This window comes from Bradyrhizobium sp. AZCC 2230 (genome assembly GCF_036924495.1).
GTDB classification, from domain to species: domain Bacteria; phylum Pseudomonadota; class Alphaproteobacteria; order Rhizobiales; family Xanthobacteraceae; genus Bradyrhizobium; species Bradyrhizobium rifense.
Genome location: NZ_JAZHRS010000001.1, coordinates 658,788 through 680,206 on the forward strand (window position 1 = coordinate 658,788; position 21,419 = coordinate 680,206).

Annotated in this window: 26 protein-coding genes and 1 pseudogene; 15 read left to right on the forward strand and 12 right to left on the reverse strand. The window is 61.1% G+C overall.

What is annotated here, in order from left to right:
- The 3 genes from V1280_RS02965 to V1280_RS02975 all read left to right on the forward strand — a co-directional run bounded on the left by V1280_RS02965 (position 1) and on the right by V1280_RS02975 (position 2,412).
- The gene (locus V1280_RS02965; protein ID WP_334518824.1) at positions 1-360 is read left to right on the forward strand and encodes a hypothetical protein; all 360 of its coding nucleotides are present in this window, start codon (positions 1-3) and stop codon (positions 358-360) included.
- 929 nt (positions 361-1,289) lie between these two features.
- Positions 1,290-1,478, forward strand: coding sequence for a hypothetical protein (locus tag V1280_RS02970; RefSeq protein WP_334518826.1), 189 nt, complete (start codon positions 1,290-1,292; stop codon positions 1,476-1,478).
- Positions 1,479-1,662: 184 nt separating this feature from the next.
- On the forward strand, positions 1,663-2,412 hold the full coding sequence (locus tag V1280_RS02975; protein WP_334518828.1) for a hypothetical protein: 750 nt from the start codon (positions 1,663-1,665) through the stop codon (positions 2,410-2,412).
- 794 nt (positions 2,413-3,206) lie between these two features.
- Here the strand turns inward: V1280_RS02975 and V1280_RS02980 are convergent.
- Together V1280_RS02980 and V1280_RS02985 are read right to left on the reverse strand one after the other, a co-directional pair.
- On the reverse strand, positions 3,207-4,073 hold the full coding sequence (locus tag V1280_RS02980; protein ID WP_334518830.1) for a DUF4238 domain-containing protein: 867 nt from the start codon (positions 4,071-4,073) through the stop codon (positions 3,207-3,209).
- A 127-nt stretch (positions 4,074-4,200) separates the two neighbouring features.
- Positions 4,201-5,835 carry a protein kinase domain-containing protein gene (locus V1280_RS02985; RefSeq protein WP_334518832.1) on the reverse strand — a complete coding sequence of 545 codons (1,635 nt, stop codon included), beginning with the start codon at positions 5,833-5,835 and terminating at the stop codon, positions 4,201-4,203.
- A gap of 219 nt (positions 5,836-6,054) precedes the next feature.
- Here V1280_RS02985 and V1280_RS02990 point away from each other — a divergent pair, with 219 nt between their 5' ends.
- A complete protein-coding gene (locus V1280_RS02990; RefSeq protein ID WP_334518834.1) occupies positions 6,055-6,258 on the forward strand; it encodes a hypothetical protein in 204 nt (67 codons plus the stop codon).
- A 36-nt stretch (positions 6,259-6,294) separates the two neighbouring features.
- On the opposite strand, the gene V1280_RS02995 is transcribed toward V1280_RS02990, so the two are convergent.
- The 4 genes from V1280_RS02995 to V1280_RS03010 form a co-directional block, all read right to left on the reverse strand.
- Positions 6,295-6,714, reverse strand: a complete 420-nt coding sequence (locus tag V1280_RS02995; protein ID WP_334518835.1) for a hypothetical protein — start codon at positions 6,712-6,714, stop codon at positions 6,295-6,297.
- A gap of 110 nt (positions 6,715-6,824) precedes the next feature.
- Positions 6,825-7,049: a hypothetical protein gene (locus V1280_RS03000; RefSeq protein WP_259257879.1), complete on the reverse strand. Its 225-nt coding sequence runs from the start codon at positions 7,047-7,049 to the stop codon at positions 6,825-6,827.
- 16 nt (positions 7,050-7,065) lie between these two features.
- Entirely contained in the window at positions 7,066-7,572 is a 507-nt protein-coding gene (locus V1280_RS03005) for a helix-turn-helix domain-containing protein (RefSeq protein WP_259257878.1), read from the reverse strand.
- Positions 7,573-7,587: 15 nt separating this feature from the next.
- Entirely contained in the window at positions 7,588-7,791 is a 204-nt protein-coding gene (locus tag V1280_RS03010) for a hypothetical protein (RefSeq protein WP_334518839.1), read from the reverse strand.
- Between the two features lie 4 nt (positions 7,792-7,795).
- Here V1280_RS03010 and V1280_RS03015 point away from each other — a divergent pair.
- A pseudogene (locus tag V1280_RS03015) lies at positions 7,796-7,954 on the forward strand (SDR family NAD(P)-dependent oxidoreductase); the annotation flags it as partial.
- A gap of 645 nt (positions 7,955-8,599) precedes the next feature.
- Positions 8,600-9,247 (forward strand): hypothetical protein, encoded by a 648-nt coding sequence (locus V1280_RS03020; protein ID WP_334518841.1) that lies wholly within the window; start codon positions 8,600-8,602, stop codon positions 9,245-9,247.
- A 174-nt stretch (positions 9,248-9,421) separates the two neighbouring features.
- Here V1280_RS03020 and V1280_RS03025 read toward each other — a convergent pair whose 3' ends face one another.
- The 4 genes from V1280_RS03025 to V1280_RS03040 form a co-directional block, all read right to left on the reverse strand.
- Entirely contained in the window at positions 9,422-9,853 is a 432-nt protein-coding gene (locus tag V1280_RS03025) for a type II toxin-antitoxin system VapC family toxin (RefSeq protein WP_334518843.1), read from the reverse strand.
- Positions 9,850-10,149: a hypothetical protein gene (locus V1280_RS03030; protein ID WP_334538144.1), complete on the reverse strand. Its 300-nt coding sequence runs from the start codon at positions 10,147-10,149 to the stop codon at positions 9,850-9,852. The genes V1280_RS03025 and V1280_RS03030 overlap by 4 nt, the downstream gene beginning before the upstream one ends.
- A gap of 241 nt (positions 10,150-10,390) precedes the next feature.
- Positions 10,391-10,984, reverse strand: a complete 594-nt coding sequence (locus tag V1280_RS03035) for an NADPH-dependent F420 reductase (protein ID WP_334538146.1) — start codon at positions 10,982-10,984, stop codon at positions 10,391-10,393.
- Between the two features lie 32 nt (positions 10,985-11,016).
- Positions 11,017-11,751 carry an SDR family NAD(P)-dependent oxidoreductase gene (locus V1280_RS03040; RefSeq protein ID WP_334518845.1) on the reverse strand — a complete coding sequence of 245 codons (735 nt, stop codon included), beginning with the start codon at positions 11,749-11,751 and terminating at the stop codon, positions 11,017-11,019.
- A gap of 266 nt (positions 11,752-12,017) precedes the next feature.
- Between V1280_RS03040 and V1280_RS03045 the strand changes: the two genes are divergently transcribed.
- The gene (locus V1280_RS03045) at positions 12,018-12,914 is read left to right on the forward strand and encodes a LysR family transcriptional regulator (protein ID WP_334538148.1); all 897 of its coding nucleotides are present in this window, start codon (positions 12,018-12,020) and stop codon (positions 12,912-12,914) included.
- Between the two features lie 78 nt (positions 12,915-12,992).
- On the opposite strand, the gene V1280_RS03050 is transcribed toward V1280_RS03045, so the two are convergent.
- Positions 12,993-13,898 (reverse strand): LysR substrate-binding domain-containing protein, encoded by a 906-nt coding sequence (locus V1280_RS03050; protein ID WP_334518847.1) that lies wholly within the window; start codon positions 13,896-13,898, stop codon positions 12,993-12,995.
- Positions 13,899-14,021: 123 nt separating this feature from the next.
- Between V1280_RS03050 and V1280_RS03055 the strand changes: the two genes are divergently transcribed.
- Complete coding sequence (locus V1280_RS03055) at positions 14,022-14,444, forward strand: DoxX family protein (RefSeq protein ID WP_334538150.1); 423 nt, start codon at positions 14,022-14,024, stop codon at positions 14,442-14,444.
- Positions 14,445-14,489: 45 nt separating this feature from the next.
- Entirely contained in the window at positions 14,490-15,362 is an 873-nt protein-coding gene (locus V1280_RS03060; protein ID WP_334518849.1) for an NmrA family NAD(P)-binding protein, read from the forward strand.
- A 104-nt stretch (positions 15,363-15,466) separates the two neighbouring features.
- Here the strand turns inward: V1280_RS03060 and V1280_RS03065 are convergent, their stop codons facing one another.
- Positions 15,467-16,237: an alpha/beta fold hydrolase gene (locus V1280_RS03065; protein ID WP_334518850.1), complete on the reverse strand. Its 771-nt coding sequence runs from the start codon at positions 16,235-16,237 to the stop codon at positions 15,467-15,469.
- A 216-nt stretch (positions 16,238-16,453) separates the two neighbouring features.
- Here V1280_RS03065 and V1280_RS03070 point away from each other — a divergent pair, with 216 nt between their 5' ends.
- The 6 genes from V1280_RS03070 to V1280_RS03095 all read left to right on the forward strand — a co-directional run bounded on the left by V1280_RS03070 (position 16,454) and on the right by V1280_RS03095 (position 21,407).
- Complete coding sequence (locus V1280_RS03070) at positions 16,454-17,416, forward strand: AraC family transcriptional regulator (RefSeq protein WP_334538152.1); 963 nt, start codon at positions 16,454-16,456, stop codon at positions 17,414-17,416.
- Between the two features lie 92 nt (positions 17,417-17,508).
- A complete protein-coding gene (locus V1280_RS03075; protein WP_334518851.1) occupies positions 17,509-17,841 on the forward strand; it encodes a hypothetical protein in 333 nt (110 codons plus the stop codon).
- Positions 17,842-17,888: 47 nt separating this feature from the next.
- Positions 17,889-18,131 (forward strand): type II toxin-antitoxin system Phd/YefM family antitoxin, encoded by a 243-nt coding sequence (locus V1280_RS03080; protein ID WP_334518852.1) that lies wholly within the window; start codon positions 17,889-17,891, stop codon positions 18,129-18,131.
- Between the two features lie 3 nt (positions 18,132-18,134).
- Positions 18,135-18,572 (forward strand): type II toxin-antitoxin system VapC family toxin, encoded by a 438-nt coding sequence (locus V1280_RS03085; RefSeq protein WP_334518853.1) that lies wholly within the window; start codon positions 18,135-18,137, stop codon positions 18,570-18,572.
- An 89-nt stretch (positions 18,573-18,661) separates the two neighbouring features.
- Positions 18,662-19,915: a serine hydrolase domain-containing protein gene (locus V1280_RS03090; RefSeq protein WP_334518855.1), complete on the forward strand. Its 1,254-nt coding sequence runs from the start codon at positions 18,662-18,664 to the stop codon at positions 19,913-19,915.
- A gap of 136 nt (positions 19,916-20,051) precedes the next feature.
- Positions 20,052-21,407, forward strand: coding sequence for an IS701 family transposase (locus tag V1280_RS03095; RefSeq protein ID WP_334538154.1), 1,356 nt, complete (start codon positions 20,052-20,054; stop codon positions 21,405-21,407).
- The last annotated feature ends 12 nt before the right edge of the window (positions 21,408-21,419 follow it).

A 21,419-nucleotide genomic window follows, 5' to 3' on the forward strand; every position in this document is an offset into this window, starting at 1 on the left:
ATGAGAAAGCTTTTCACATATCCGATAGCCGCAAGTTGCCTGGTCGCTTTCGTATCGGTCGCACAAGCCCGCTCTGCGTACGACGGTCCCTGGGACCTTCTCTTCGTGACGCAAAGAGGCGCGTGCGATCCGACCTATAATTTCTCCGTCAACATCACTGACGGCGTCGTCACGCATCCCAACCTCGTGAGGTTCAGGGGCCATGTGGCGCGCTCGGGCGCTGTCCGCGCCTCAGTGACGGTGCCGGACAAATATGCATCCGGCGCAGGTCGACTCTCAAGCAATTCCGGTCGCGGGACATGGAACGGCTATTCGGGCGGCTCGCGTTGCTCAGGTTACTGGACCGCCCAGCGGAAATGACGTTTCATCCTCTCGATAAGCAACATATCTGCGACACCGGCGCGGTCGTTGAAAACGGGTGGTGGCGGAGCCGGCGGAAATGTACTGGGGGCGGCGCAACCGCGCCGATAAAGCGGTCAAGGCACACCCGCCCGACAACGGGCGCGACCGTCGGGGGCCGATCGACGATTGCTGCCGTGGCGCCTGCCCGGCCTATGGCTCACGATTTGTCGACTTGCCTGTTATGCCGCAGCAAGCACTCTATTGGTGTTTCCAACCTCCAAATTCTGCGGAGCTGGGCCGGTCGACCTCACAAATCGAACGTTATCGACGTTCAGCTGGTCGCTTGAGCAAGAGAAAGGCCGGCGGGCGCTACGCCGCCGACCTCGTCTTGCGACTGCCGGCTCGTGGGTCCGGTTCCGTCGCATTCCATTTTCCTATAATCGAGTCCGATTGGTAGCGCCCAGCGTCAGGTGAAGCTATTCCACGCGCGGACAATCATGCTGTACTGAGGTAGCCTCGCACTAGGAAGTATGGTGGTGTCGACTATCCCTTAGTTTATGGCTCGGCGGGCGGATGTCCGCTACATTTTTGATATCGACCAAATTGTTCGGTGTCGTGAAATGTTGATTGTCAAAACCCATATCTGCCGAGCTCTAGGCCGGTAGACGCCGTACGTCTTCGACTCAGAAGACCGGGCAGGGTTCTTTGCGAACCAGCAAGCCCACTTGGAAGGGTGATCGGCTGATCGACCGACTTCGCTGAACGAAGTGAGACGTTCCCATCAGTCGTAACAACCAGGTAGGCAGATCCTAAACCTAGGTATTGCTCCGCTCAACTAGTGAACGTTGTGGGTCCACCTCTGTGCAATAGTTCGATCCATTTCTCCTGGCTACGCTTGGCGTGTTTCGGCTCGATGGTCGAGCGGGCTAACAGGAGGGATTCAGGCGATGAGAATCGTGGATGCAGCGGCACTGTCACGCAACACGGCTGATGCAGCCTCCGACTTCGCCGAGGTCATCTCCAACCTGATTATGGACGTGCGCGACAGCTACCAGCCGGGTCTGCACTATATGCGCGGCCCGGGCCCGAAATGGTGCGCCAAGCATTGTCACCACGCGGTTGAGCCCACCCGATAAGCGGACCGAAAATACGAAATCATCCTCGTAAAAAGGCGTTGCTCTCTTGCCGTCTCGATCGACAGTCTCCAGGGCGGAAACCTCAAAGCGCGCCCGCACTTCCGTTCTGATCTCTGCTCACGCTCCTTGGGCGGAGATTCGGGGTTGGATACTGCTGGTTGGTGCCGCCCTTTGCATTGCATTGGTGGCCGTGCTGACCGGTTCGGCGCATGCCGGCGTCGCTCTCGAAGCACGCAAATTGCCGATGAAGTTCAGCTGGGTCTCTTGCCAGCCGAATTGCGGCGGCTGGGTCAGCGCGGTCGGCGTCGTAACTACCAACACTCCAGGAGATTTCGATGAATTCGCACGCGGCCGACAGCTCCGCGGCACGACCATCGTGCTGGATTCCAGCGGCGGTTCCGTCAACGACGCGATCGCGCTTGGACGCCGCTGGCGCAATCTCGGGGCGCTGACCACCGTCGGCACCGGCGTGCAGACCAATACCGCGCAGGAGGCTCCTGCCGACATGGCGCCGGTGGCGTATTGCGAATCGATGTGCGTGTTCCTTCTCCTGTCGGGCACGACACGTTACGTGTCAGAGACTGCCCATGTACGGGTGCATCAGATCTGGATGGGTGACCGCGCCAATGACGCCAGGGCCGCGACCTACAGCGCAGATGATCTGATGATCGTGGAACGCGATATCGGGCGTCTCGCCAAATACACCTTCGACATGGGCGGCACAGGTGATCTGCTGTCGCTGTCGCTGAACGTGCCGCCGTGGCAAGATCTGCATGAACTGTCTCGAGAAGAATTGCGACTGACCAATCTAGTCACCACTGACATGGTTGCTCAGCCGGGCGACCTCGCGCTAGTCGAGTTGACGGCCAAACCGGCGCAGGATCGCTTCGTAAGCAGCTCGGTTAGTCAAACCCAGCGTCGGCGAATCGACTAGGTCGGCTGAAGTTATGGGGCGGAGGGGCGACGGGACGGCGGCAGCGGCTCCCGCTTGGGCAAGAGTAGCGGCTAGACCTTCGTTACGCCGGCCGCGGGTACGCAGCTCAAGCACTTTTCGGGCTACGACTGGCTGCTTCTGGCGCACAGCGGTCATTCGGTTTGATCGGTGTATAGGTTGACCTGACGGCCAATGCTATTCCGAACAGTGACGGTATCGCACGCGAAGTTGTGTATGTGCTGGTGGCCCTTGCGGAGCAAGCACGCGCCTCCTGGACCGAAAGACCCCGATAGTTGCCGAAATGGTGGTCCGCAAAATGGTACGAATTTTCCTGTGAATTCAAGAGCAAAAATATAGAGCGGATGTACCGTCGGGGTTTGACCGTCATCTTCGAAAGTTTACGTTTGCAGATCAACGCGATAGCGTCCTTCTGAATGATTGAGTGGGAGTGAGGGATACAAACGGCTGCGATAGTGTAGTTTCGGCGGTGGTTTTCGCCGTTGCTTGGTTGCCGTTCTCGTCCATCTTTCACTTCCATTGAGCTGGCCTACTCGATCTGTCCCGAAGGACTTGACCTGCGGTCACTCTAAGGATGATGTAAAGCTGCTTCGATAGGTGGGAGTGCTCTGGCGTAGAATAGCGTGCACAAAGGCGGGTCTGCTTTGCGCTCCAAAGTCCGTCATTCCATGCCGGTTGCCTAGCTGTCGAATTCCAACTGATTCTGCGGGTAGCGGCGAGCGCCGGATGAGCTATGCCGAAATCGATCGCACTCGTCTGGTCCGGTTCGCGGCGCATTAGGTGGACGGCGGCGCGTAAATATCGCTGCCGATCGTTGGGGCGAAGGCGCGTTCGGCGTCGAAATCAGCGCGATTGGAGAGCACAAAGCGTGACGCCATAAATACTTGGCCGCTGTTCTCACTCTCGACCATGCCGTCGTCCAACACTACGGGCGAAAGGCAGTCGGCGAACTTGCCGAGCTTGCGAAATGGCCCAATCCGCGGGTGGCAATAGAGCACCACGCGCGACGACATTGCGAAGACTAGATACGAACCTGGCACCAATGCGAGCGATCGTAGCCATTGCCGATTGTCGGGGCTGCGGAACGCCACCGGATTGTCCGACGTCACGAACGGCGTCGCGCTGTCGTTGCGCGCAAAGATCCAGACCGAGCGCCGGAACCTTTTTGCGAACCTCTCCACAAGGCCTGTGTCCCAGATGAGTTCGGTATGAAGCTCGCGCGCCTCGCGTTCATCGACCGGTGTGCCACGGTCGAGTTCGACCATCGCCGAGAGCAACTCGCGTGTGTCAAGCGTGCGTAGCATCTGAACCGCGAGGTACCGCGCTATGATCCACCGATTGATCCGCGGAATCGGCACTTTGTCGAGCGGTTCCATCTGGAGCAGCCATTCGAGCCACTGGTCAGTGATGAGCGAGACTTCGCCTTCCATCTCCGACAGTTGCTTCTCCATCGTCAGCGGATCGTGTCCGTCGGCTTCATATTGCGTCAGCCGGTAGAACTGTTTTTCGGCGGCGATCCCGCCCGGCGAGGTCCGGAAGATGCGGTCGGCCTGCTTGTCCCATGCCCATAGCCGGCCCTGCTCGTCGGCAAACCGGCGCAGATGGAATTGCGGAACATAGTGATGGAGTTTCGGCTCGGTCACCAGTGATCCCAAGACCCATCGAGTTCATCAGCCATGCGTTCAGCCAGAAAGATGTCGCGCAGCTTGCCTCGCACATCGAGGTCGCAAACTGAAGGACCGCTTTGCATCGGACGAGCAGATCACGGATTCAATCGTCCTCATCTTCTTCGCCCTCCTCGTCATTCGTGCGCTCGCGAGCCTGAACACTCATCTCGATTACCATCTGAGCCATATTAGCGAGATCGTCAGGACATCCGTGATGTGTCGCAAACCGTGACCAAGCCGCCGCCCCGTGCTCGTGGACGACGGCTATGAGCATAGCGTTCTGTAGAATCGCCGGCTCGTCCCGGACCGCGATGAAGGCCTGTACCAGCCTCTCTTCCGTTCGGGGATCGGATGACTTGGTCAAGCCGAACATTGCGAGCTGGACCACTTCATTGTCACCCGGATTTTCCTGAATGCCGCGCAGCAAGACATCACCGAGGTCAACAGAGATTCCACCCAAGGAAAGGTCTGTCACAAGCTTCTTCGGCAGCCGCTTGGGCGGAGCGAACCGGGTGATCAGCTCGTGCGCCAGTGGGATATCCTCAGGCCACCAATGCCAATGTTCGGCCATTAGCTGCCACGCGCAGCAATCGTCCGACGCTAGTGCCGCCTCCGCGATGGCTTGCCGTAGCTCGCGGCCGACACCGTGCAATAGGGTGAGCGAACCGATCGCCCTTTTGCTCGAGAAACAGACCCGCGCCGCACGTGCGAGCTGCTTGGACGAGAGCGGCCCGAGCTTCTCGAGCAGTCCGACGTTCTTGCCGTCGATCAGGGCCTCGTCACGATCCATCAGGCTCATCAGCTCGTCTGGAGTGGCGGCGAGCAGGTCGAGCTCGACCCGACCAAACAATGCCTTCCCAATCGCGCTGTCCGCCCCGTCGAGCTTTTCCACTATCGAGTCTCCGGACCTGTCGAGCAACGCTGCAAGTGCCGTGTCCTGATGATCGCGGTATGCCGCCACCGATGCGCCAAAGAGGTTGCGCAGCTCCGCAACATCCTTGCAGCGCCGCCGTTTCTGCTCCGTGAGCGTGGCGTCGAACACGCCCTCGAACACTCCGAGCGACGGCGCTTTGGTTCGCGCCAAGCGATATGTCGCTTCGTCGTAGCGCTCGCGCGGCAAGTGCACTCCACCGGACAGTAGCCAGTACAGAATCTTACCAAGTGAATAAATGTCCGCACTGGCGTCGACATCGAGGTTGCGGCCGTGCTCGAGTTCCGGGGCCATGTAGAAGCGAGGCCCGACCGCCTCATCGGTCGGCGTGATGCGCGGTTCGCCGACCAGGAGCGCCAGCCCCGTATCGGCGATCTTGGCGGTGTCGGCGAACAGGATGACATTGGCGGGCTTCAAGTCGCGATGCACGGCCGGAACCTGGTGGACGGCTTCCACGCCATCGAGTATCTGCCGGAAGAGCGAAAAGGCTTGCTCCGGCGCATATCCGCCGGCGGGCGCCATATCCTCGAGCGAGCCGTCGCCCTTTTCCATCACATAATAGTCGGTGGTCTCGCCCTTGGAGGCGCCCCATTCTTGCACTTGGACGACGCTTCCGACGCCTTTGAGACGCTGTAGCGTCTCCAACTCGCGTGCGAAGCGTCCATGCCGCTTCGGATTCTTTAGGCGCTTCAGCAGCCAGATGCCGGGCGGCGTCCCGGTCGCATTGCTGACTTGGTAGATCTCGCCTTGGCCGCCTTCCGCGAAGCGCACGCCTAGGATCGTCCAGTTGCCGAATTTCCTCGCCATGCCGCGGCTATTAGCCGATCGCCCTATCGCTGTCGATTGCCGCGCCCGTTCAACCCCCACATGGAGCGAGCCTTCTTGCCTAACTTCACGCCTTTCACAGGCTAGCCTCGGCGGTGCGTTGCGGTTGACGGCGTCCGGTGGACCATAGGGTGCGTTGCTGCAACGGCTGCACGGCGTATCGAGTTTCCGGGTTTAACAGCCTCGTGTGAGGACAGGATAATGGCGACAAAAAAACACTCAGAACGGGTGAATGACAGTCTGCGTCCAAAATTCGGATTGGCGGCCGTCCTGGCTCAGTCCGACCGGGTCGTCGATGCCTTCGGCCCGTGGCGTGGGTTCATCCTGATGGTGCTGGCGATCGTGGCCAGCGCCGGAGTGATGGGCACCGTAGCGGTGTTTCTCGCGAAGCTGGTCGTGAGATGATGCCGCGACTAGTGCAATTAATTGCAAACTCCGCAGCTATTCCTCGCCCAGCCCGTTTGCCAGAAGGTCCTCGATGGACTCCTTTTCGAATTCAACGCGCTTGAGACCTTTGGCGGCCCATACGTCACGTATCTGTTCCGCGGTGAGCACGATCTCGTCGATGACGCGCGCCTTCGGGACCATAACCTCGACGCAGGGCTTAGCGCCAAGTTCGCCGCGCCAATATTGCTCAGCCAGCAGCTTTCGCTCGGCCTCATCCTGGCTCTCGCCGATCTCGTCGAGCAGGTTCATGTCGCCGCGATGGACGATCTCATCCTCAAGACTAACCCTATAGAGGCGTCCGCCTGTCGTCTTTGCCAGATACCAATGAGCGCAGGGTTCTTCCTCGAAAACAAAAAGCTGATCGCCTCTCGCCGGCATCCCGGTCGGCGCAGTTGACGCCAACAGTTCCTCCATCCCCGTACCCTTCGGCTAGTGCTTCTGCATGAAGGTTCGGCCGGGAGGGATGATGTCACCGGGCGCAAAGGACCGGACATCGACACGGAGGTAGATTTTGGGGGACATCCCTATTGCTTCCAGAAATGATAGAAGACGCCGCTTGCGATGCTGACCGCGCTGGCGACACCGAGGTATCCCGGCCGGGCCTTGATGACCGTCACTATGACCACGAGCGCGCCGAGGTGAGGGCCGAACGCGTCCCGACACGCGCGAGCATGGGCGAGGATCTGGCTCAGCTCGGATTCGCCCGGCGGCGGCTTCAGCGGCTTCCTCGGTACGGGCAGCTCACTCATTGGGGCACGCTGACTCCTAAAGTTCGTTCTCGGTAAGCTTCTTCACAACGTCGCCGAACATCTCCTTGGCGGTCTTCTGCGTCGCGATGTGGATGTTGTCATCCAGCACGCGCTCGAAATCCTTCTCCTGAATGAACCTGATGCGCTCCATGGCGTAGGGTTTCAGTTTCTCGACCAACGGCAACATATCGTACTGCTGCGGGTCGTCCCGGCGCAGGCGAGGCAGCTTGGCGAGGAAACCGTTCTCGATAAGCCACGACATCGCGCGTTGAACCGACCTGGGGCTGATGCCCATCCGGTTGGCGATGGTGCTGGTCCGGGGATGCGGCATCCGGCCGTTCGAATGCCAGTGCGCGATGAAGTTCAAAAGGACGTTCAGATGCTCGCTGGAGATCTTCAGGTCCGACTGATGGAGCAACAGCACATAGGGCAGCGTCAGGAAGCCCGGGTCCGTCACACAATCCCATTTCTGCCGGACACGACTCTGCCGCAGCGGCTCCCCGCTGGTGTCGGTGTTGGTCATGGTGCCTCGTCTCGATCATGGCCGTTTTCTACTCAAAAAACGGTAGGCTGGGCTACCAAGCAGCAGGCGGCCCTGTTGGGCGTCGAACGCTATTCGTGGATCGAGGGCAGCACCAAGAACGGCAAGACTGCGGGCAGCATGGCCTGGCTGCTCGAACAGGCCGTTTTTATCGGCAAGGAAGGCAGCTTTCCGCTGCATCGCGAAGTCGGCGAAGGGCATGCTGTCGCTGACTCCGCTCGAGGACGGCGAGCGCGGAGCGATCGTCAATACCGCTTCGGTTGCGGCCGAGGACGGGCAGATGGGGCAGGCGGCATATTCATCTTCCAAGGGCGGCGTCGTCGGCATGACGCTGCCGATCGCGCGCGACCTGATGAACGAGGGAAGGGCATCGAACGACCGACTCGCGCGTCGCTGATCTCTGACGGTATTTGAACATACGCCTAACCAGGGCGGTCACGGCAGTCTTGACCGCGCCGGTTGCGCTGATCACTCGATTGACACCGATAGGTGGCGAAATCTCGGAGAGCGCAAACGGCTCAAATTTTTCTGTGTATTCAAGACTAAAAGATTGCGGCGGGTATACCGTCGGCATTTGTCCGTCAGACTTGAAGAATTGTGCTGGCAAATCAACGACGAGACTTTGTCTGAAATGATAGAGTGGGAGTAGGGGTAACGCTACGCTTTATTGGAGCTTCTCAATCGTGAGCAAGGACGATCGATCCTGGGTTGACCATTTTCATATCCAGTCCGAGGTCGATCTCGATTTTGTAATTGGGCAGAAGATCGGATATCCCTGTGTTGGCGTCGCAAATTTCAGGGTGTTGACGAGATATTATTCGCATCTGACAGTCGGCTTTCCGCAGGGTATCGTTGGGATTGCGCGCAGAAGATATTTCCGATCGAAGGTCCTAACTTTTGTATTTCGTTCGCGGGGAATGCCGACTTCGCCTTCCCGGTGCTCTTTCAGTTTCAGTGCATGGTGCGGAATTATCGGCGCTACACAAACGGGGCCGCGCCGATTTCGGAGATGACCAAGGATTTCTTGGCTATCGTGAACCAAATGGCCGCGCTAGTTGACGATAGAATTCTGGCTCAATTCACAAAGACTTCTTTCCTTGTAGGCGGCTATCATTTCGACAGTGGTCGCCTCTACCAACGCATCGTCCGCTACAATGAGACTACGGGACAATATGAGCGGGAAGAGTTCGGGGGAATTAAAAGTGCTGGCAAAGGGTTCAGCCTTGGGTTCATTGGAGACGAACGCGCGGCCTATTTTAAGATACTGGGTAAGCTGATCCACGAGCAGCAGACTGAACTCAATTTCCAGCCGCTTCAGGCGCTCTCTCTGCTGCTTAAGTCCCAAGATCGCAACTCCGCGGTTGGTGGATCGCCGCAGGTCGTTAAGGTCTATCGCCACCGCAACTATCTACCGTACGCCATACGTGCAACGGCTGCTGACGACAAAGTCACGCTATTCGGGCGGCCATTGCTATCTTACGAGAGGACCTTCTATCCAGTCATCGCACTGGATCGATTCGGGCAAACAGACTTTGTGCACTACCCAGACATGCCAAGAACGCGGACGCTTCAGCCGCCGCCTAAAATCGGCGATCCACCGAAACGGGCTGGTCGTCGAAATGGTCGCGCTGAAGGAAGGAGCCAAGGATTACGGTGACAGTGTACTCAATGTGTAGGGTCTTGGCTGTTTGCAAACTGCACGTAGATCGGTAGGTCCATTGCGGTGACGTCGGCGAACGGAGCGCGGGGTAGATAGAGCGCAGCGAGGCCCATGGCGATCCCAAATGAGATCGATGGGTGCCGCTGCAATCCAGTCATCCTGCAAGCTCGGTCAGACCGCCCCGCGCACCGGATTGAAGACCTTGATTCCGGCGAAGTCCTTTTCGTTATCCGTCGCTACGACACAGTCGTTTGCGTCGGCCACCGCGGCGATGATCATGTCGAGCGCGCTTCGCGGTTTGCCCGCCGTCTTGCCATCGGCCATCAGCCGTGCCCAGACGAGTCCCGCCGTGTCGTCGAAGGATAGGATGCGGCCGGCAAAAAGCGCCTGCGGTCCTTCAGGTCCGGAGAACCATCTTTCGAGGATGTCGCGCTTCTTGCCGCGCGGCTTCTCCAGAATGCCGCGGCGGATTTCTCCAACGGTCAACGATGCAATGAACAAATCCTCGTCGCTCTGCATCGACATCCATGACAGCAGCGATTCCGATGGCCGCGATTTGACGACGTTGCTGATGATGTTGGTGTCGAGGAGATAGCGCGTCACAGGTCGACCTTGCGCCCCTTTTCACGAGGCCGGGAAAGATCGAGATCGGCCCCCACTAGCGGCGAGCGACGCAGCGCTGCAAGAATCCCGCCGGACCTGGGCGGCTCGCCCGCAATCGACTTGCTCACGGCGGCACGAAGCGCCGAGGCCTCGGCTGTATTCTCCGACAGGCGTCTGGCGAACGAACGGATCAGATCGCGGTCGGCATCCCGACCGAGCACCTCGAAACGCGCCAAACCGCGCTTGCCGAGGCGGGATCGATAATTCTGAATGGCGCGCTTCTGCGAATTTCCCATGCGGTCTCCGATATATTTCCAGTAATATACCCAGAAGCCATCGGTTCCGCAAGCTACAGCGAGGTGGGTGTCCGTCTTGATCATCGCACAGCACCCCGCCTTTGATGCCGGTGCGCGGACCGGCAGGCTCATCTCGGAAGCGACCTCCCAAACGTAGCCTTCAAATACTCGGTCGCGCGCTGCTCGAAGAAGTTGGCGCGCGCGACCGGTTCTCGGGCCAGATCACACGGTCGTAGATCGACTACTGCTCCTTCTTGAACAAGTCCTGGAAGATCAGCTGGCCCCAAATGCGGCCGCGTGCGTGCACCAGCGCACCGCCCTCGTTGAGCTTGCCTAGCTTGACGGGAGCGAACCCGAGTTGCTTGGCCAGGGCCACCACGGGAGCGATCGTGTCCTCGTCGTCACCAGACAGGAAGACGACACGGTGGCCGCCCTCGACCGCCGGATCGGCAGCCAGTTTGGCCGCAGCCAGGTGATTGAAGCCTTTCACGAGCTTGGCGTCGGTGAACGCCTTCGCGACGACGGCGGAGGACAGAAGACCGTCCAGCTCTTCTCCAAACCCGTTCGTCGCGTCGATGATGGTCTTGCCTTTCCAGCTCGGCAGGGCCTTCGCAACCTCGCGATGCTCCCCGAACGGGACCGCCAGGATGATCGTGTCGGCCCCGAGTGCATCCCGGAGCGACTTGGCGACGACCCCGGGTCCAATCGCCCGAGCCTGCGGCGCCAACGCCTCGGGCGGCCGTCGGCTCGCGACGGTCACGTCGATGTTCTTGCGGGCGAAGGCGTGGGCGAGGGCCTGGCCTATCTTACCGAATCCTATGATTGCGTAGCTCATCATGCTTCTCCGATGTTGTGTTGATATTGATTTCAGATCGCCGAGAAGCCGCCGTCGACAGACAACTCCACCCCATTCACGAAGCTCGAATCGTCTGAAGCCAGAAACAGCGCGACCGCCGCAATTTCCTCAGGACGCCCCATCGTTCCCCGCGGGATCAGGGATTCGAACATCCGCTTCGCTTCCTCGGTGAGAACCTGGTCCTGCATCGGTGTGGCGATCGGCCCCGGGCTCAGCACGTTCACCCGGATATTCCTGCCCTTCAGTTCGTTGAGCCAGGTGCGTGCGAATGAACGCAACGCCGCCTTGCTCGCCGCATACACGCCGTAACCGGGAAAACCTTTCACCGACGCAACGGACCCGGTCATGAAGATGGATCCACCATCGTTGAACAGCGGCAGCGCCTTTTGAACCGTAAACAGCGTGCCGCGCGTATTCAGGGCGAAGGTCGCATCGAAATGCTGCTCGGTAATCTCGCCGAGTGGCACGGCGTTGCCCATGCCGGCGCTCGCGTACAGGACGTCGATCCTGCCCTTGTCCCGCTTGACCGTGTCGAACAGGCGGTCGAGGTCGTCGAGATTGGCCGCGTCGCCGCGCACGCCGGTCACGTTCCGGCCGATCAGCTTGACGGCTGCGTCGAGCGCCTCCTGCCTCCGGCCCGTGATGAAGACATAGGCGCCTTCTTCGACGAACCGCCTGGCGCTCGCCAGCGCCATGCCGCTCGATCCGCCCGTGATGACTGCAACCTTACCGTCCAGCTTTCCCATGACTTCTCCTTTGAGACTTCGTCTTTGGTCGTTCGGGGAGGTCCCCGAGAACCTGGAGATGGGTCTGCCTGCGTCAGGCGTTGAGTGCAGAAGCGCGCACATCGGTGGTGCGAAATCGATCCGGTTGGATCGGTTCCGCCATTCAGGATTGGGCCGCGCTTGTCGGCATGGGCTATGATGACAGCGCACTACCCACATACGAGATGCTGCTCGATGTGTTGGACACGGGCTTTGGAAGGCGCACCCCAGCGGTGCGGGATTGCACCATGATCGACTGGGATGACGTCCGCTACTTTCTCGCCGTGGCGCGTGGAGGCTCGGTGCGGGCTGCCGCCGAGCGCCTCGGGGTGAACCACTCGACCGTGTTGCGACGCATCGGCCAACTGGAGGAACGGCTCGGGGCGCTCATGTTCGAGAAGCTGCCTTCGGGGTACCGCCTGACGGCTGCGGGGGAGGAGGTCCTCGAGCTCGCGGACCAGATGGAAGCGTCGTCGCACCAGCTGCAGACGCGCGTCCTAGGCCGCGACCAGAGCGTGCGCGGGCTTCTCCGGGTGACATTGGCACCGCCCCTCGCGACACACCTGCTCATGCCGGACTTCGCGGATTTCGCGCGTCTGCATCCGGACATCGAGATGGACATCCTGTCGTTCGGCGAGCTGGCAAATCTGACCAACCGAGAGGCCGACGTCGCGATCCGCGTCGTCTACGACCGCAAAACCCTGCCGCTCAATCTTCACGGCCTGAAGGGACCGGAGCTGTTCGGCGGCGTCTACATGTCCCGCGATCGACTGGCCGCGTGGCGTGCGGGCGCACCCGATCCCATCCGGTGGATCGTCATCAGCATTCATGGAATTCCGGATTGGGCCAGCGAGGGTGAGGTTCGCACCACGGGGGTTCCATTCAGGACCACGGACGCCGGGGCGCAGATCGTGGCTGTACGGCAAGGGCTCGGGATGACGACACTGCCGTGCTTCGTTGGCGATGCCGACCCCCTGCTGGTGAGGGTGCCGGGCACCGAGCTGCACATGTACGGAACGCTCTGGCTTCTCACACAGGGGGAGACACGCAAGACGAAGCGTGTGCGGCTCTTCACGGAGTTCGTATCCCGCAGGCTCGCCGCCTACGCTCCGCTTCTCGCGGGGTTGTCCATATCGCGCGACTGACGCGCGGCAGGTCGCCGGCGACGCTTGCGGCAATCCGGTCGGAAGCCGAGCTGCGATCGCTCGAAGCAATTCGCTTCGCTATTCCAGATAAGGCGCGAGGACATCGTCGATCCATGTCATGAATGCGCGGACTCGGCGCGACAGGTTGCTCCGGTGTGCGACGACCAGGGACACGGCGAGCGCCCGGCGACGAAGATCGGGTATGATCTCCACAAGCGCTCCACTCTCCAGGTATCGGCCAATCCCCAGCAGTGGCGCCTGAATCAGGCCGAGGCCGGCGAGGGCCGCGGCTTCGTAGGTCTGCGCGCTGTTGACGTGGAGCGCACCTGGCAACTGAAGTGTCGCGTAGCCGTCGCCGTCCGGATATTCCCATCCATAGGGTCTTGCGCCCAGCATCGTCGAAAAATGAATTGTCCGATGTTCCTGACGCCGGAGATCTTCCAGCGATCGAGGGACGCCATAGCGCGCCAGGTAGGCGGGACTCGCAGCGTTGGCCATGCGCAACAGGCCGAGTGGACGGGCAATCAGCGTCTCGTCCCCTATGGGGCCAAGCCGCAATACACAGTCGAACCCCTCTTGAACCAGATCGACTTGCCGATCCGTACTCGACACCTCCAGCTCCAACTCTGGATGAGCCGCCATGAAATCCGGTAAGGCCGGCACGATCGTTGTCCGTGCCACCTCGGTCGGAAGATCGACGCGTAGACGCCCGCGAAGTGCCACGCGATCGCCTGCGAACATCGAGTGGAGATCGTCAACGTCGGCGAGCAGATCGCGGGCACGTGCATGAAATACCCGTCCGTCCTCGGTCAACTTCACGCTGCGCGTCGTCCGGTGCAGAAGCCTGACACCGACATCTTCTTCCAGCTTCCGGACCGCCGTTGAGGCTCTTCCCTTCTGAATGCCCAGGCTATCGGCCGCGTGGGTGAAGCTCCCCATTTCCGCGACCGTTATGAAAATGAGGATCGGTTCGAGATTCTGCATTTTCGTGCCTCGATACTGTTCACCGCAAAGAGAACAGTGAGTTCATTTTAGCGGTGTTTATCATATCTAGGAGACACAATAAGTTCAGCTCCGAATATGGGATTGCCCCAATCGGAGAATGACATGTGCGAAACTTTGAACCTGCATCAGGTGCCTGAAACCATGACCTTGCAGCGCGCCCTGTGGGCCGGCCGGATCATGAGCGCGTTTGTCGTTATCGTTCTGGTGGCAGACGGCACCATTCAGCTTTTCGCGCCGGCACAGATCGCGAGCATGTTGCAGGAAACCGGGTTCGCGATCGACCTGACCCGTGTCGTCGGTCCGATCATACTCGCCTGCGCCATCCTTTACGCCATCCCCGCCACCGCCGTCCTCGGCGCGATCCTGGTGACCGGCTTTTTGGGAGGTACCATCTGCGCCCATGTCCGCATTGGTGAGTTGGGCTCGCCGCCGGAAATCATGTCCCTGCTTCTGGGCGCGATGACATGGGGCGGCCTCTACGCGCGCGATCCCCGTATCCGGACCATTCTGCCGCTCATCCATTGAACCAACGCGGGCAGTGCTCTGTCCCTCAAGATCAGGAGAAAACACATGTTCTTAGTCATGGGAATTACGGGAAAAGTGGGCGGCGCTACGGCAGAACATCTGCTGGCGCACGGCAAGAAGGTACGCGCGCTGGTCCGCAATCGCGAGAAGGCGGCTCATTGGGCGAGCCAGGGCGTGGAACTGGTCGACGGCGATTGGAATGACTCGGCAGCCATCACGCGGGCACTTGAAGGCGTCGAAGGCGCGTTTGTCATGTTGCCGGCCGTATGGGCCCCTTCGCCGGACTTCGCGGAAGCCAAGGGCGTGATCGCGAACTATGTCGAGGCGCTGACCAGAGCCGCGCCGCCGCGGGTGGTCGCGCTATCGTCGATGGGTGCGAACCGGACCAGTGGACTGGGGATGATCACGGCCTTGTCGCTTCTGGAGCAAGGATTTCGCGACCTGATATCGCCAATCGCATTCGTGCGCGCGGGTGGATTCTTCGAGAATTTCCTTTACGGCCTGCATGTCGCCCAGGGCGGAACGCTCCCCGTCTATTACAACCCGACCAACCGCAAATCGACCATGGTCGCGACGACCGACATCGGCGCGGAGGTCGCAACCCTCTTGAGCGGGCCAGCCTGGTCAGGGCAGCGCGTCGTCGAGCTTGGTTCGATGGTCAGCGCGGATGAGGTCGCGGCTCAGTTGGGTGAAGTCATGCAACGCGATGTCAAGGCTTTCGCCGTCCCGCGGGCCGGGTGGGCGGCGGCGTTCGAGCAGTTCGGCATCCCCAGGGGCCAGACCGGACCGGCCGAGGCGATGTTCGACAGCGTCAACGCGGGCTGGATGGATCTCGGCGTCCAGGGCGCGGAGCACGTCGCCGGGACGACGCGTGCACGCGACGTCTTCGCGGCGGCCCAGCAGGCCGTCACGGCGTGACGGTTCTTGCTTTGCTCCTTGACGGTAGCACAGGCATTCCCTTCCGATCGTCCTCTGAGCAAACGTAAGCTGCTCCCGACGCCAAAGCGCCGGGAGCAGATTCTTCACTTCGCGAGCGCCGCCTTCTCGATGACCTCGGCGACCACCTTCGCATGGACGACGAGCGAGGCATGGCTGCCGGCGACTTCTGTCGTCTGAGCCTTCATCCTGGCTGCGAACGACTTCTGGGCCTCGGGCGCGAGCACCTTGTCCTTGGTGCTGATGACATAGAACGTCGGCTTGTCGTGCCAGGCGGCAATGTCGACGGGCGCCTCGAACGCGACGTGATTCAACGGAAGCTGCGAATTGGCGAGGTGCGCGGCGATCTCCGGCGGAAGGTCAGCCGCGACGGCCGACGGAGACACTTTGGGGTCGATGTACAGATTGCCCTTGGCATCGGGATGGATTGCATTGCCGCCTTCGGTCGGCGGGCCGGCCTTGGCCAGCGACGCCAGGGATTCACCGACCTCGGGCGCGAAGGCGGAGACGTAGACCAGCGCCGAAACCTTGGGATCGTTGCCGGCTTGCGTGATCACCACGCCGCCCCATGAATGGCCGACGAGTACCGTTCTGCCGTCCTGCTTCGCCAGCGCCTGCTTGGTGGCATCGACGTCGGCGGCGAGCGAGGTGAGCGGATTTTCCACCAGCGTGACGCGGTAGCCCTTCTTCGTGAGAATATCGGCAACAGGCTGCCAGCTTGTCTGGTCCACGAAAGCGCCGTGCACGAGCACGATGTTGTGGGCTGCTCCCTTGGGCAGTTCGGCGGATTGGGCGGAGCCGACCAATGTCGTTCCGGCCAGGAGTGCGGTGGCAGCTGAGAGGAGAAGATTTCGCATTGATTGTTCCTGTGGGCATGTCGGACGAAATGAGGTCCGGAGGAATGGACAGGCGTTTCCAGTCGGATCGCGGTTTTTCCATCCGCCGTTGGCGAAATGGTTGCCGAACGTGATGCCGGCCCGCCGCGACATGACCTAGTCCGCGGACTTTCCGGACGATAGGGATCAATCGTCCGGATGTTGTGTCCGATCGTCCGCCCGGCTAACTTCGGCGGCATGGATATCCTCGCCCAAGTGCTCGATCGCGTTCGTCTCGGCGGGACGCTGCTCTTCCATTTCGAGCTCGGCCATCCCTGGAATCTGGCGCTGCCGGCGCGACCCTACGCCCTGTTTCACTATCTCAGCCGGGGCTCGGCGACCCTCGCGCTTGGCCAGGGACAAGAACTCCAAATGACCGAGGGCGACTTTGTCGTCATCACACGCGGCGAGCCCCATGTGTTTTATTCGGATCGCCGCGCCAGGCCGTTGCAGATTGTGGACCTCGATCGATCGTCGTCACGTTTTGGCGTCGTTCGTCACGGCGGCCGTGCAAAGCCGCTCTCGACCATGATCTGCGGCAACTTCACCATCGCACGGCCGCTATTCGGCAGCGTGCTGGAGCTACTTCCGCCCGTGCTGCTGCTGAAGCCGAATGCGGACGGTGGCTGGCTCGAAGCGATCCTGCGGCGCATGGTCAGCGAGTCCGCGCTCGAGCGTCCCGGCCAGCGCGTCGCGCTCTCGCGATTGACGGAAGTGCTGTTTGTCGAGGTGCTCCGAAGCTGGATCGCGTCGCTCAGTCCCGGACAAGGCGGCTGGCTTGGTGCCATCTCGGACCCGCATATCGGGCCGGCGCTCAAGTTGATCCACGAAAATCCGGAGCGGCCCTGGACTCTCAGCGACCTCGGCCAGCGCGTGGGGCTCGGCCGCTCGGTGTTTTCGGCGCGCTTCACCAGGCTCGTCGGCCAGTCCATGCATCGCTATGTGATCGAACGCCGGATGGCGGAAGCGGCGTTCCTGCTCGAAACCAGCGACGAGCCCATCGCACGGATTGCAAGCCGGGTCGGTTACGAGACGGCGGCAGCGTTCTCAAAACTCTTCCATCGACATCACGGCCTGTCGCCCGGCCGCTACCGGACCGTTCAGCGCCTCGATGGAAGCCACGGTCAACCGCACGGTTCGGAAGAGAGCGTCTCCGATTGAACGCGTTGGTGCCGATGCCCGTGCTCAATCGCCGCACCCGCGCTGTGATCCGTTTCACACGCACGCTCGCGTCAACCCTGCCTTAAGTGCACATGATCGTCGTGCCGGCAAAACTCGGCTGCTCGCGCGGCATCATGTACGACACGATCGGCGTTCCCCGCGAAGGCTGCGCCAGCTTCTCCGATGACGGCTATCCCGTCTCGGACTCCTCGAACTTCGGCCTCGCCGCGAACAAGAAGCAGCGCGACGTGCTGCGTGCGTTTCTGCGCAGCGCGACCCACGAGCTGACGCACACCCTGAACCAGATCCACCAGGAGCAGGAAACCGCGGCCGACAACTCGATCATGACCACGACGCCGAGCGTCGCGGACGTGCTCGGCGGTCGCCGGGCTGAAAAGCGCGCCAACGCGATCAAGCCGTCTTGAAATTTTGATTGTTTTAGTTTATGACTACAGTAGTCATAAGGTGATCCATGCGCGAAATCCAGCTTCGTGATGCGAAGGCCAATCTTTCCGCGGTCGTCGATGAGGCTGTCGACGGCAAGCCGGCGGTAATCACACGTCACGGCAAGAAGCAGGCGGTGGTGCTAAGTTACGAGGAATGGCGCCGGCTATCGCAGGTTCCGAGCTTCGGACGCCTGCTGATGGCCGCTCCCGCAAGGGTGGGTGATTTGCCGGCGCGCAATCGGTCCAAGCTGCGCAAGACCGACTTCTGAGACGTGTACCTCGTCGATACCAACGTCATTTCTGCGGCCTCGCCGAAGCGGCCGGCGCCCTTGGCGCTGGTCGAATGGATGGACGCGCAATCCGCCTCCTTGTTTTTGTCCGTCGTCACGATTGCGGAGGTTGAGGACGGAATAGCCAAGCTGCGGCGCGAGAAAGCCACGCGCAGGAGTAGGGACCTGGCTCAATGGCTTGACGCCATGTTGCATCTCTATGGCGACCGAATCCTGGCATTCGACACGGCGACGGCGCGGCTCGCGGGGCCGCTATCGGACCGGGCCCGCGGGCAGGGGCATGCGCCCGGATTTGCTGATGTCATCATTGCTGCGACGGCACAGCAGTATGCGCTGACGATCCTGTCCCGCAACGTCAGGCACTTCGCGCCGCTCGGTGTGCCTGTGCTCGATCCCTTCAGCGAGTTGCCGCCATCCTGATTGTTGCGCAGGTGCCCAGCACCCATGTCGGATGTGCACCATGGGCTCCCATGCTACGACACGAGCTCCACCCTTCGGAGCTCGTGTCAATGTCCGTCAACGCCACGCAACCACCTGCCACCTCCGCCGAAACCGATCCCGAAACCCTCGGCTGGATGCGCGGTTTTCCGCCGGCGCCCGACCGCACCATCACCTTCCAGAACGGCTCGTTCCGCAGCTTCCCTGAGTTGCGCTGGGCCTGGAGCAACATCCGCCAGCTGGTGCCGACGGTGAATGTCTGGCGCGGGGCGGGGCCCGCGTCGCCGTTGCCGCGCGCGGAGCAGGACATCGGCGGGGTTGTCTCGACCACGATGGACGGACGTCCCATGACGTTCGCGAACATGCTGGAGGAGACGTATACCGACGGCATCGCGGTGCTGCATCGGGGCAGACTGATCTACGAGCGCTATTTCGGCGCGCTGAAGCCGCACAAGCCGCATATCGCGATGTCGGTGACGAAGTCGTTCACCGGCACGCTCGCCGGCATCCTGATCGCGGAGGGCAAGATCGATCCGCAGGCGCCGGTCACGGACTATGTGCCGGAGTTGAAGGCAAGCGCTTTTGGTGATGCGCGCGTGCGCGAGGCCATGGATATGACAACGGCGCTCGCATACACCGAAATCTACACCGACAAAAATTCCGCCGTGTGGGGCTTGCGGCGCGCCAACGGCATGGCGCCGATCCCGCCGGACTATGAGGGCGCGACGAACATCTTCGAGTTTCTCGTCGCGCAGACAAAGCAGGGCGAGCACGGCCAGGCCTTTGCCTACAAGACCGTCAATTCCGACGTGCTGGCGTGGATCGTCAGGCGCGCCAGCGGCATGACGCTGTCCGATCTGCTCTCCGAGCGGATCTGGGCGCCGATGGGCGCGGAGGAAGACGCGCATTATCACGTCGATCGCATCGGCACCGAGAGCGGCGGTGGCGGCCTCTCGACAAGCTTGCGCGATCTCGCCCGCTTCGGCGAGACCATCCGCAATTTTGGCCGCTTCAACGGCCGCCAGATCGTGCCGTCATCGGTCGTCGAGGACATCGTGCGCGGCGGCGATCCCGAAAAGTTCAAGCCGGCCGGCTACACCACGCTGCCGGGCGCGTCGTATCGCAACCAATGGTGGGTCACGCACAACGCCCACGGCGCCTATATGGCGCGCGGCGTTCATGGCCAGGGCATCTACATCGATCCCAAAGCCGAAATGGTGATCGCGCGCTACGCCTCGCACCCCGTGGCGGGCAATGCCGCCAACGATCCGGTGACGCTGCCGGCGTATATGGCGCTGGCGAAGGCGCTGATGGCGGGCGGGTAGGGCAGGTGCGTAGGGCGGATTAGTACGACTGAGTCATTTAGCTGAGTCAGTTTGCCACGTTTGATTTTAGTTTGGAATCAGATGGTTGTTGAGCTTTCCGTCTAGCGAGGAGGCTGTGATGGATCGCGGCAGCGGAATGGCGATTGCGGATCGATTTGGGGCGTATGTCGGCGAGCTGACGAAGGTGGTTGGGCACGCGGACCGGGCGGGACCGCTGCGGGATTATTGCTCAGGGCTATTGGCGACGGAAGGGCGTCGCAGCGTGGAGCCGATGGCGGCAGTGACAGCGCCGGCGCAGGTTTCGGCACAGCATCAGAAGCTGCTGCATTTCGTTGCCAATTCGGAATGGTCGGACGATCAGATGCTGGCCAAGGTGCGAGACCTGGTGATGCCGTCGATGACGCGGCATGGACCGATCGAAGCCTGGATCATCGACGATACGTCGTTTCCCAAGAAGGGCCGGCATTCGGTCGGGGTCCATCATCAATATTGCGGACAACTCGGCAAGCAGGCCAATTGCCAGGTGGCGGTGACGCTGTCGATCGCCAATCATCATGGCAGTCTGCCGATCGCATATCGGCTGTATCTGCCGCGAGCGTGGACAGGCGACAGATCGCGCCGCGCCGAGGCGCATGTGCCACGCTCGATCAGGTTCAAAACCAAACCGCAGCTTGCGCTGGAGCAGATCCGCGCGGCTGTGACGGCAAAGGTGGCTTGCGGTGCCGTGCTGATTGACGCGAGTTATGGGACGAACAGCGGTCTGCGCCGAGCGATCACGGGCTTGGGGCTAGACTACGTGGCAGCCATCGTCTCGACCGTCAAAGTGCGCGCGGTGCGCGAGGACAATCGGAAGCCGAAGCGCGTCAGCGTCGAAGCTTTGGCGCGCAGCCTGCCCAAACACGCTTGGCGCACCATCACGTGGCGAGACGGCAGCAATGAGAAACTGCGATCACGCTTTGCTAGCGTACGCGTGCGTGCCGCGCCAATACGGGGCGAAGCGCAGTTTGCCGAAGAGATCCTGCTAATCGAATGGCCCAAAAACGAAGCTGCGCCCACGAAGTTCTGGCTCGCAACCGTCGACCACGACATGCCGTTGCGCGACCTCGTCGATCTAGCCAAGCTGCGCTGGCGAATTGAGCGCGATTATCAGGAACTCAAGCAGGAAATCGGCCTCGGCCACTATGAGGGGCGCACGTGGCGAGGCTTTCACCACCACGGCACGATGTCGATCGCAGCCTACGGTTTTCTGATCTCCGAGCGGGAGAGGATTCCCCCCTCAGGACCTGATGGCGCCGCTGCAATCGAAAAACCTGCCCTTCCCCGTGGTTACCGACCCCGCGGCGCCCCCGATCCGGCCGCAACGCCACGTTCCGAACTCGATCGCAACCATCCATCGCCTGTTGGCGGTCGCGATTGTAGCGAACCTGCAACGATGCTCATGTTGCACCCGTCGCATACCGCTAAGCCAACGACGAAATTTGTGATCCAGTAGGATTAGCGAAGC

Bases quoted from the DNA above. Each gene is read 5' to 3' on its own strand.
- V1280_RS03010 (WP_334518839.1), bottom strand. From the start codon at position 7,791: ATGCCCTTCGCCGACTTCGCGATGCAGCGGAAAGCTGCCTTCCTTGCC.
- V1280_RS03055 (WP_334538150.1), top strand. From the start codon at position 14,022: ATGTGCGAAACTTTGAACCTGCATCAGGTGCCTGAAACCATGACCTTG.
- V1280_RS03065 (WP_334518850.1), bottom strand. From the start codon at position 16,237: ATGCGAAATCTTCTCCTCTCAGCTGCCACCGCACTCCTGGCCGGAACG.
- V1280_RS03050 (WP_334518847.1), bottom strand. From the start codon at position 13,898: ATGCAGAATCTCGAACCGATCCTCATTTTCATAACGGTCGCGGAAATG.
- V1280_RS02990 (WP_334518834.1), top strand. From the start codon at position 6,055: ATGGCGACAAAAAAACACTCAGAACGGGTGAATGACAGTCTGCGTCCA.
- V1280_RS03030 (WP_334538144.1), bottom strand. From the start codon at position 10,149: ATGGGAAATTCGCAGAAGCGCGCCATTCAGAATTATCGATCCCGCCTC.
- V1280_RS02965 (WP_334518824.1), top strand. From the start codon at position 1: ATGAGAAAGCTTTTCACATATCCGATAGCCGCAAGTTGCCTGGTCGCT.
- V1280_RS03095 (WP_334538154.1), top strand. From the start codon at position 20,052: ATGGCGATTGCGGATCGATTTGGGGCGTATGTCGGCGAGCTGACGAAG.
- V1280_RS03005 (WP_259257878.1), bottom strand. From the start codon at position 7,572: ATGACCAACACCGACACCAGCGGGGAGCCGCTGCGGCAGAGTCGTGTC.
- V1280_RS03080 (WP_334518852.1), top strand. From the start codon at position 17,889: ATGCGCGAAATCCAGCTTCGTGATGCGAAGGCCAATCTTTCCGCGGTC.
- V1280_RS03090 (WP_334518855.1), top strand. From the start codon at position 18,662: ATGTCCGTCAACGCCACGCAACCACCTGCCACCTCCGCCGAAACCGAT.
- V1280_RS03075 (WP_334518851.1), top strand. From the start codon at position 17,509: ATGATCGTCGTGCCGGCAAAACTCGGCTGCTCGCGCGGCATCATGTAC.
- V1280_RS03020 (WP_334518841.1), top strand. From the start codon at position 8,600: ATGACCAAGGATTTCTTGGCTATCGTGAACCAAATGGCCGCGCTAGTT.
- V1280_RS03060 (WP_334518849.1), top strand. From the start codon at position 14,490: ATGTTCTTAGTCATGGGAATTACGGGAAAAGTGGGCGGCGCTACGGCA.
- V1280_RS03040 (WP_334518845.1), bottom strand. From the start codon at position 11,751: ATGGGAAAGCTGGACGGTAAGGTTGCAGTCATCACGGGCGGATCGAGC.
- V1280_RS03045 (WP_334538148.1), top strand. From the start codon at position 12,018: ATGATCGACTGGGATGACGTCCGCTACTTTCTCGCCGTGGCGCGTGGA.
- V1280_RS03000 (WP_259257879.1), bottom strand. From the start codon at position 7,049: ATGAGTGAGCTGCCCGTACCGAGGAAGCCGCTGAAGCCGCCGCCGGGC.
- V1280_RS02985 (WP_334518832.1), bottom strand. From the start codon at position 5,835: ATGGCGAGGAAATTCGGCAACTGGACGATCCTAGGCGTGCGCTTCGCG.
- V1280_RS03035 (WP_334538146.1), bottom strand. From the start codon at position 10,984: ATGAGCTACGCAATCATAGGATTCGGTAAGATAGGCCAGGCCCTCGCC.
- V1280_RS02970 (WP_334518826.1), top strand. From the start codon at position 1,290: ATGAGAATCGTGGATGCAGCGGCACTGTCACGCAACACGGCTGATGCA.
- V1280_RS03070 (WP_334538152.1), top strand. From the start codon at position 16,454: ATGGATATCCTCGCCCAAGTGCTCGATCGCGTTCGTCTCGGCGGGACG.
- V1280_RS02995 (WP_334518835.1), bottom strand. From the start codon at position 6,714: ATGGAGGAACTGTTGGCGTCAACTGCGCCGACCGGGATGCCGGCGAGA.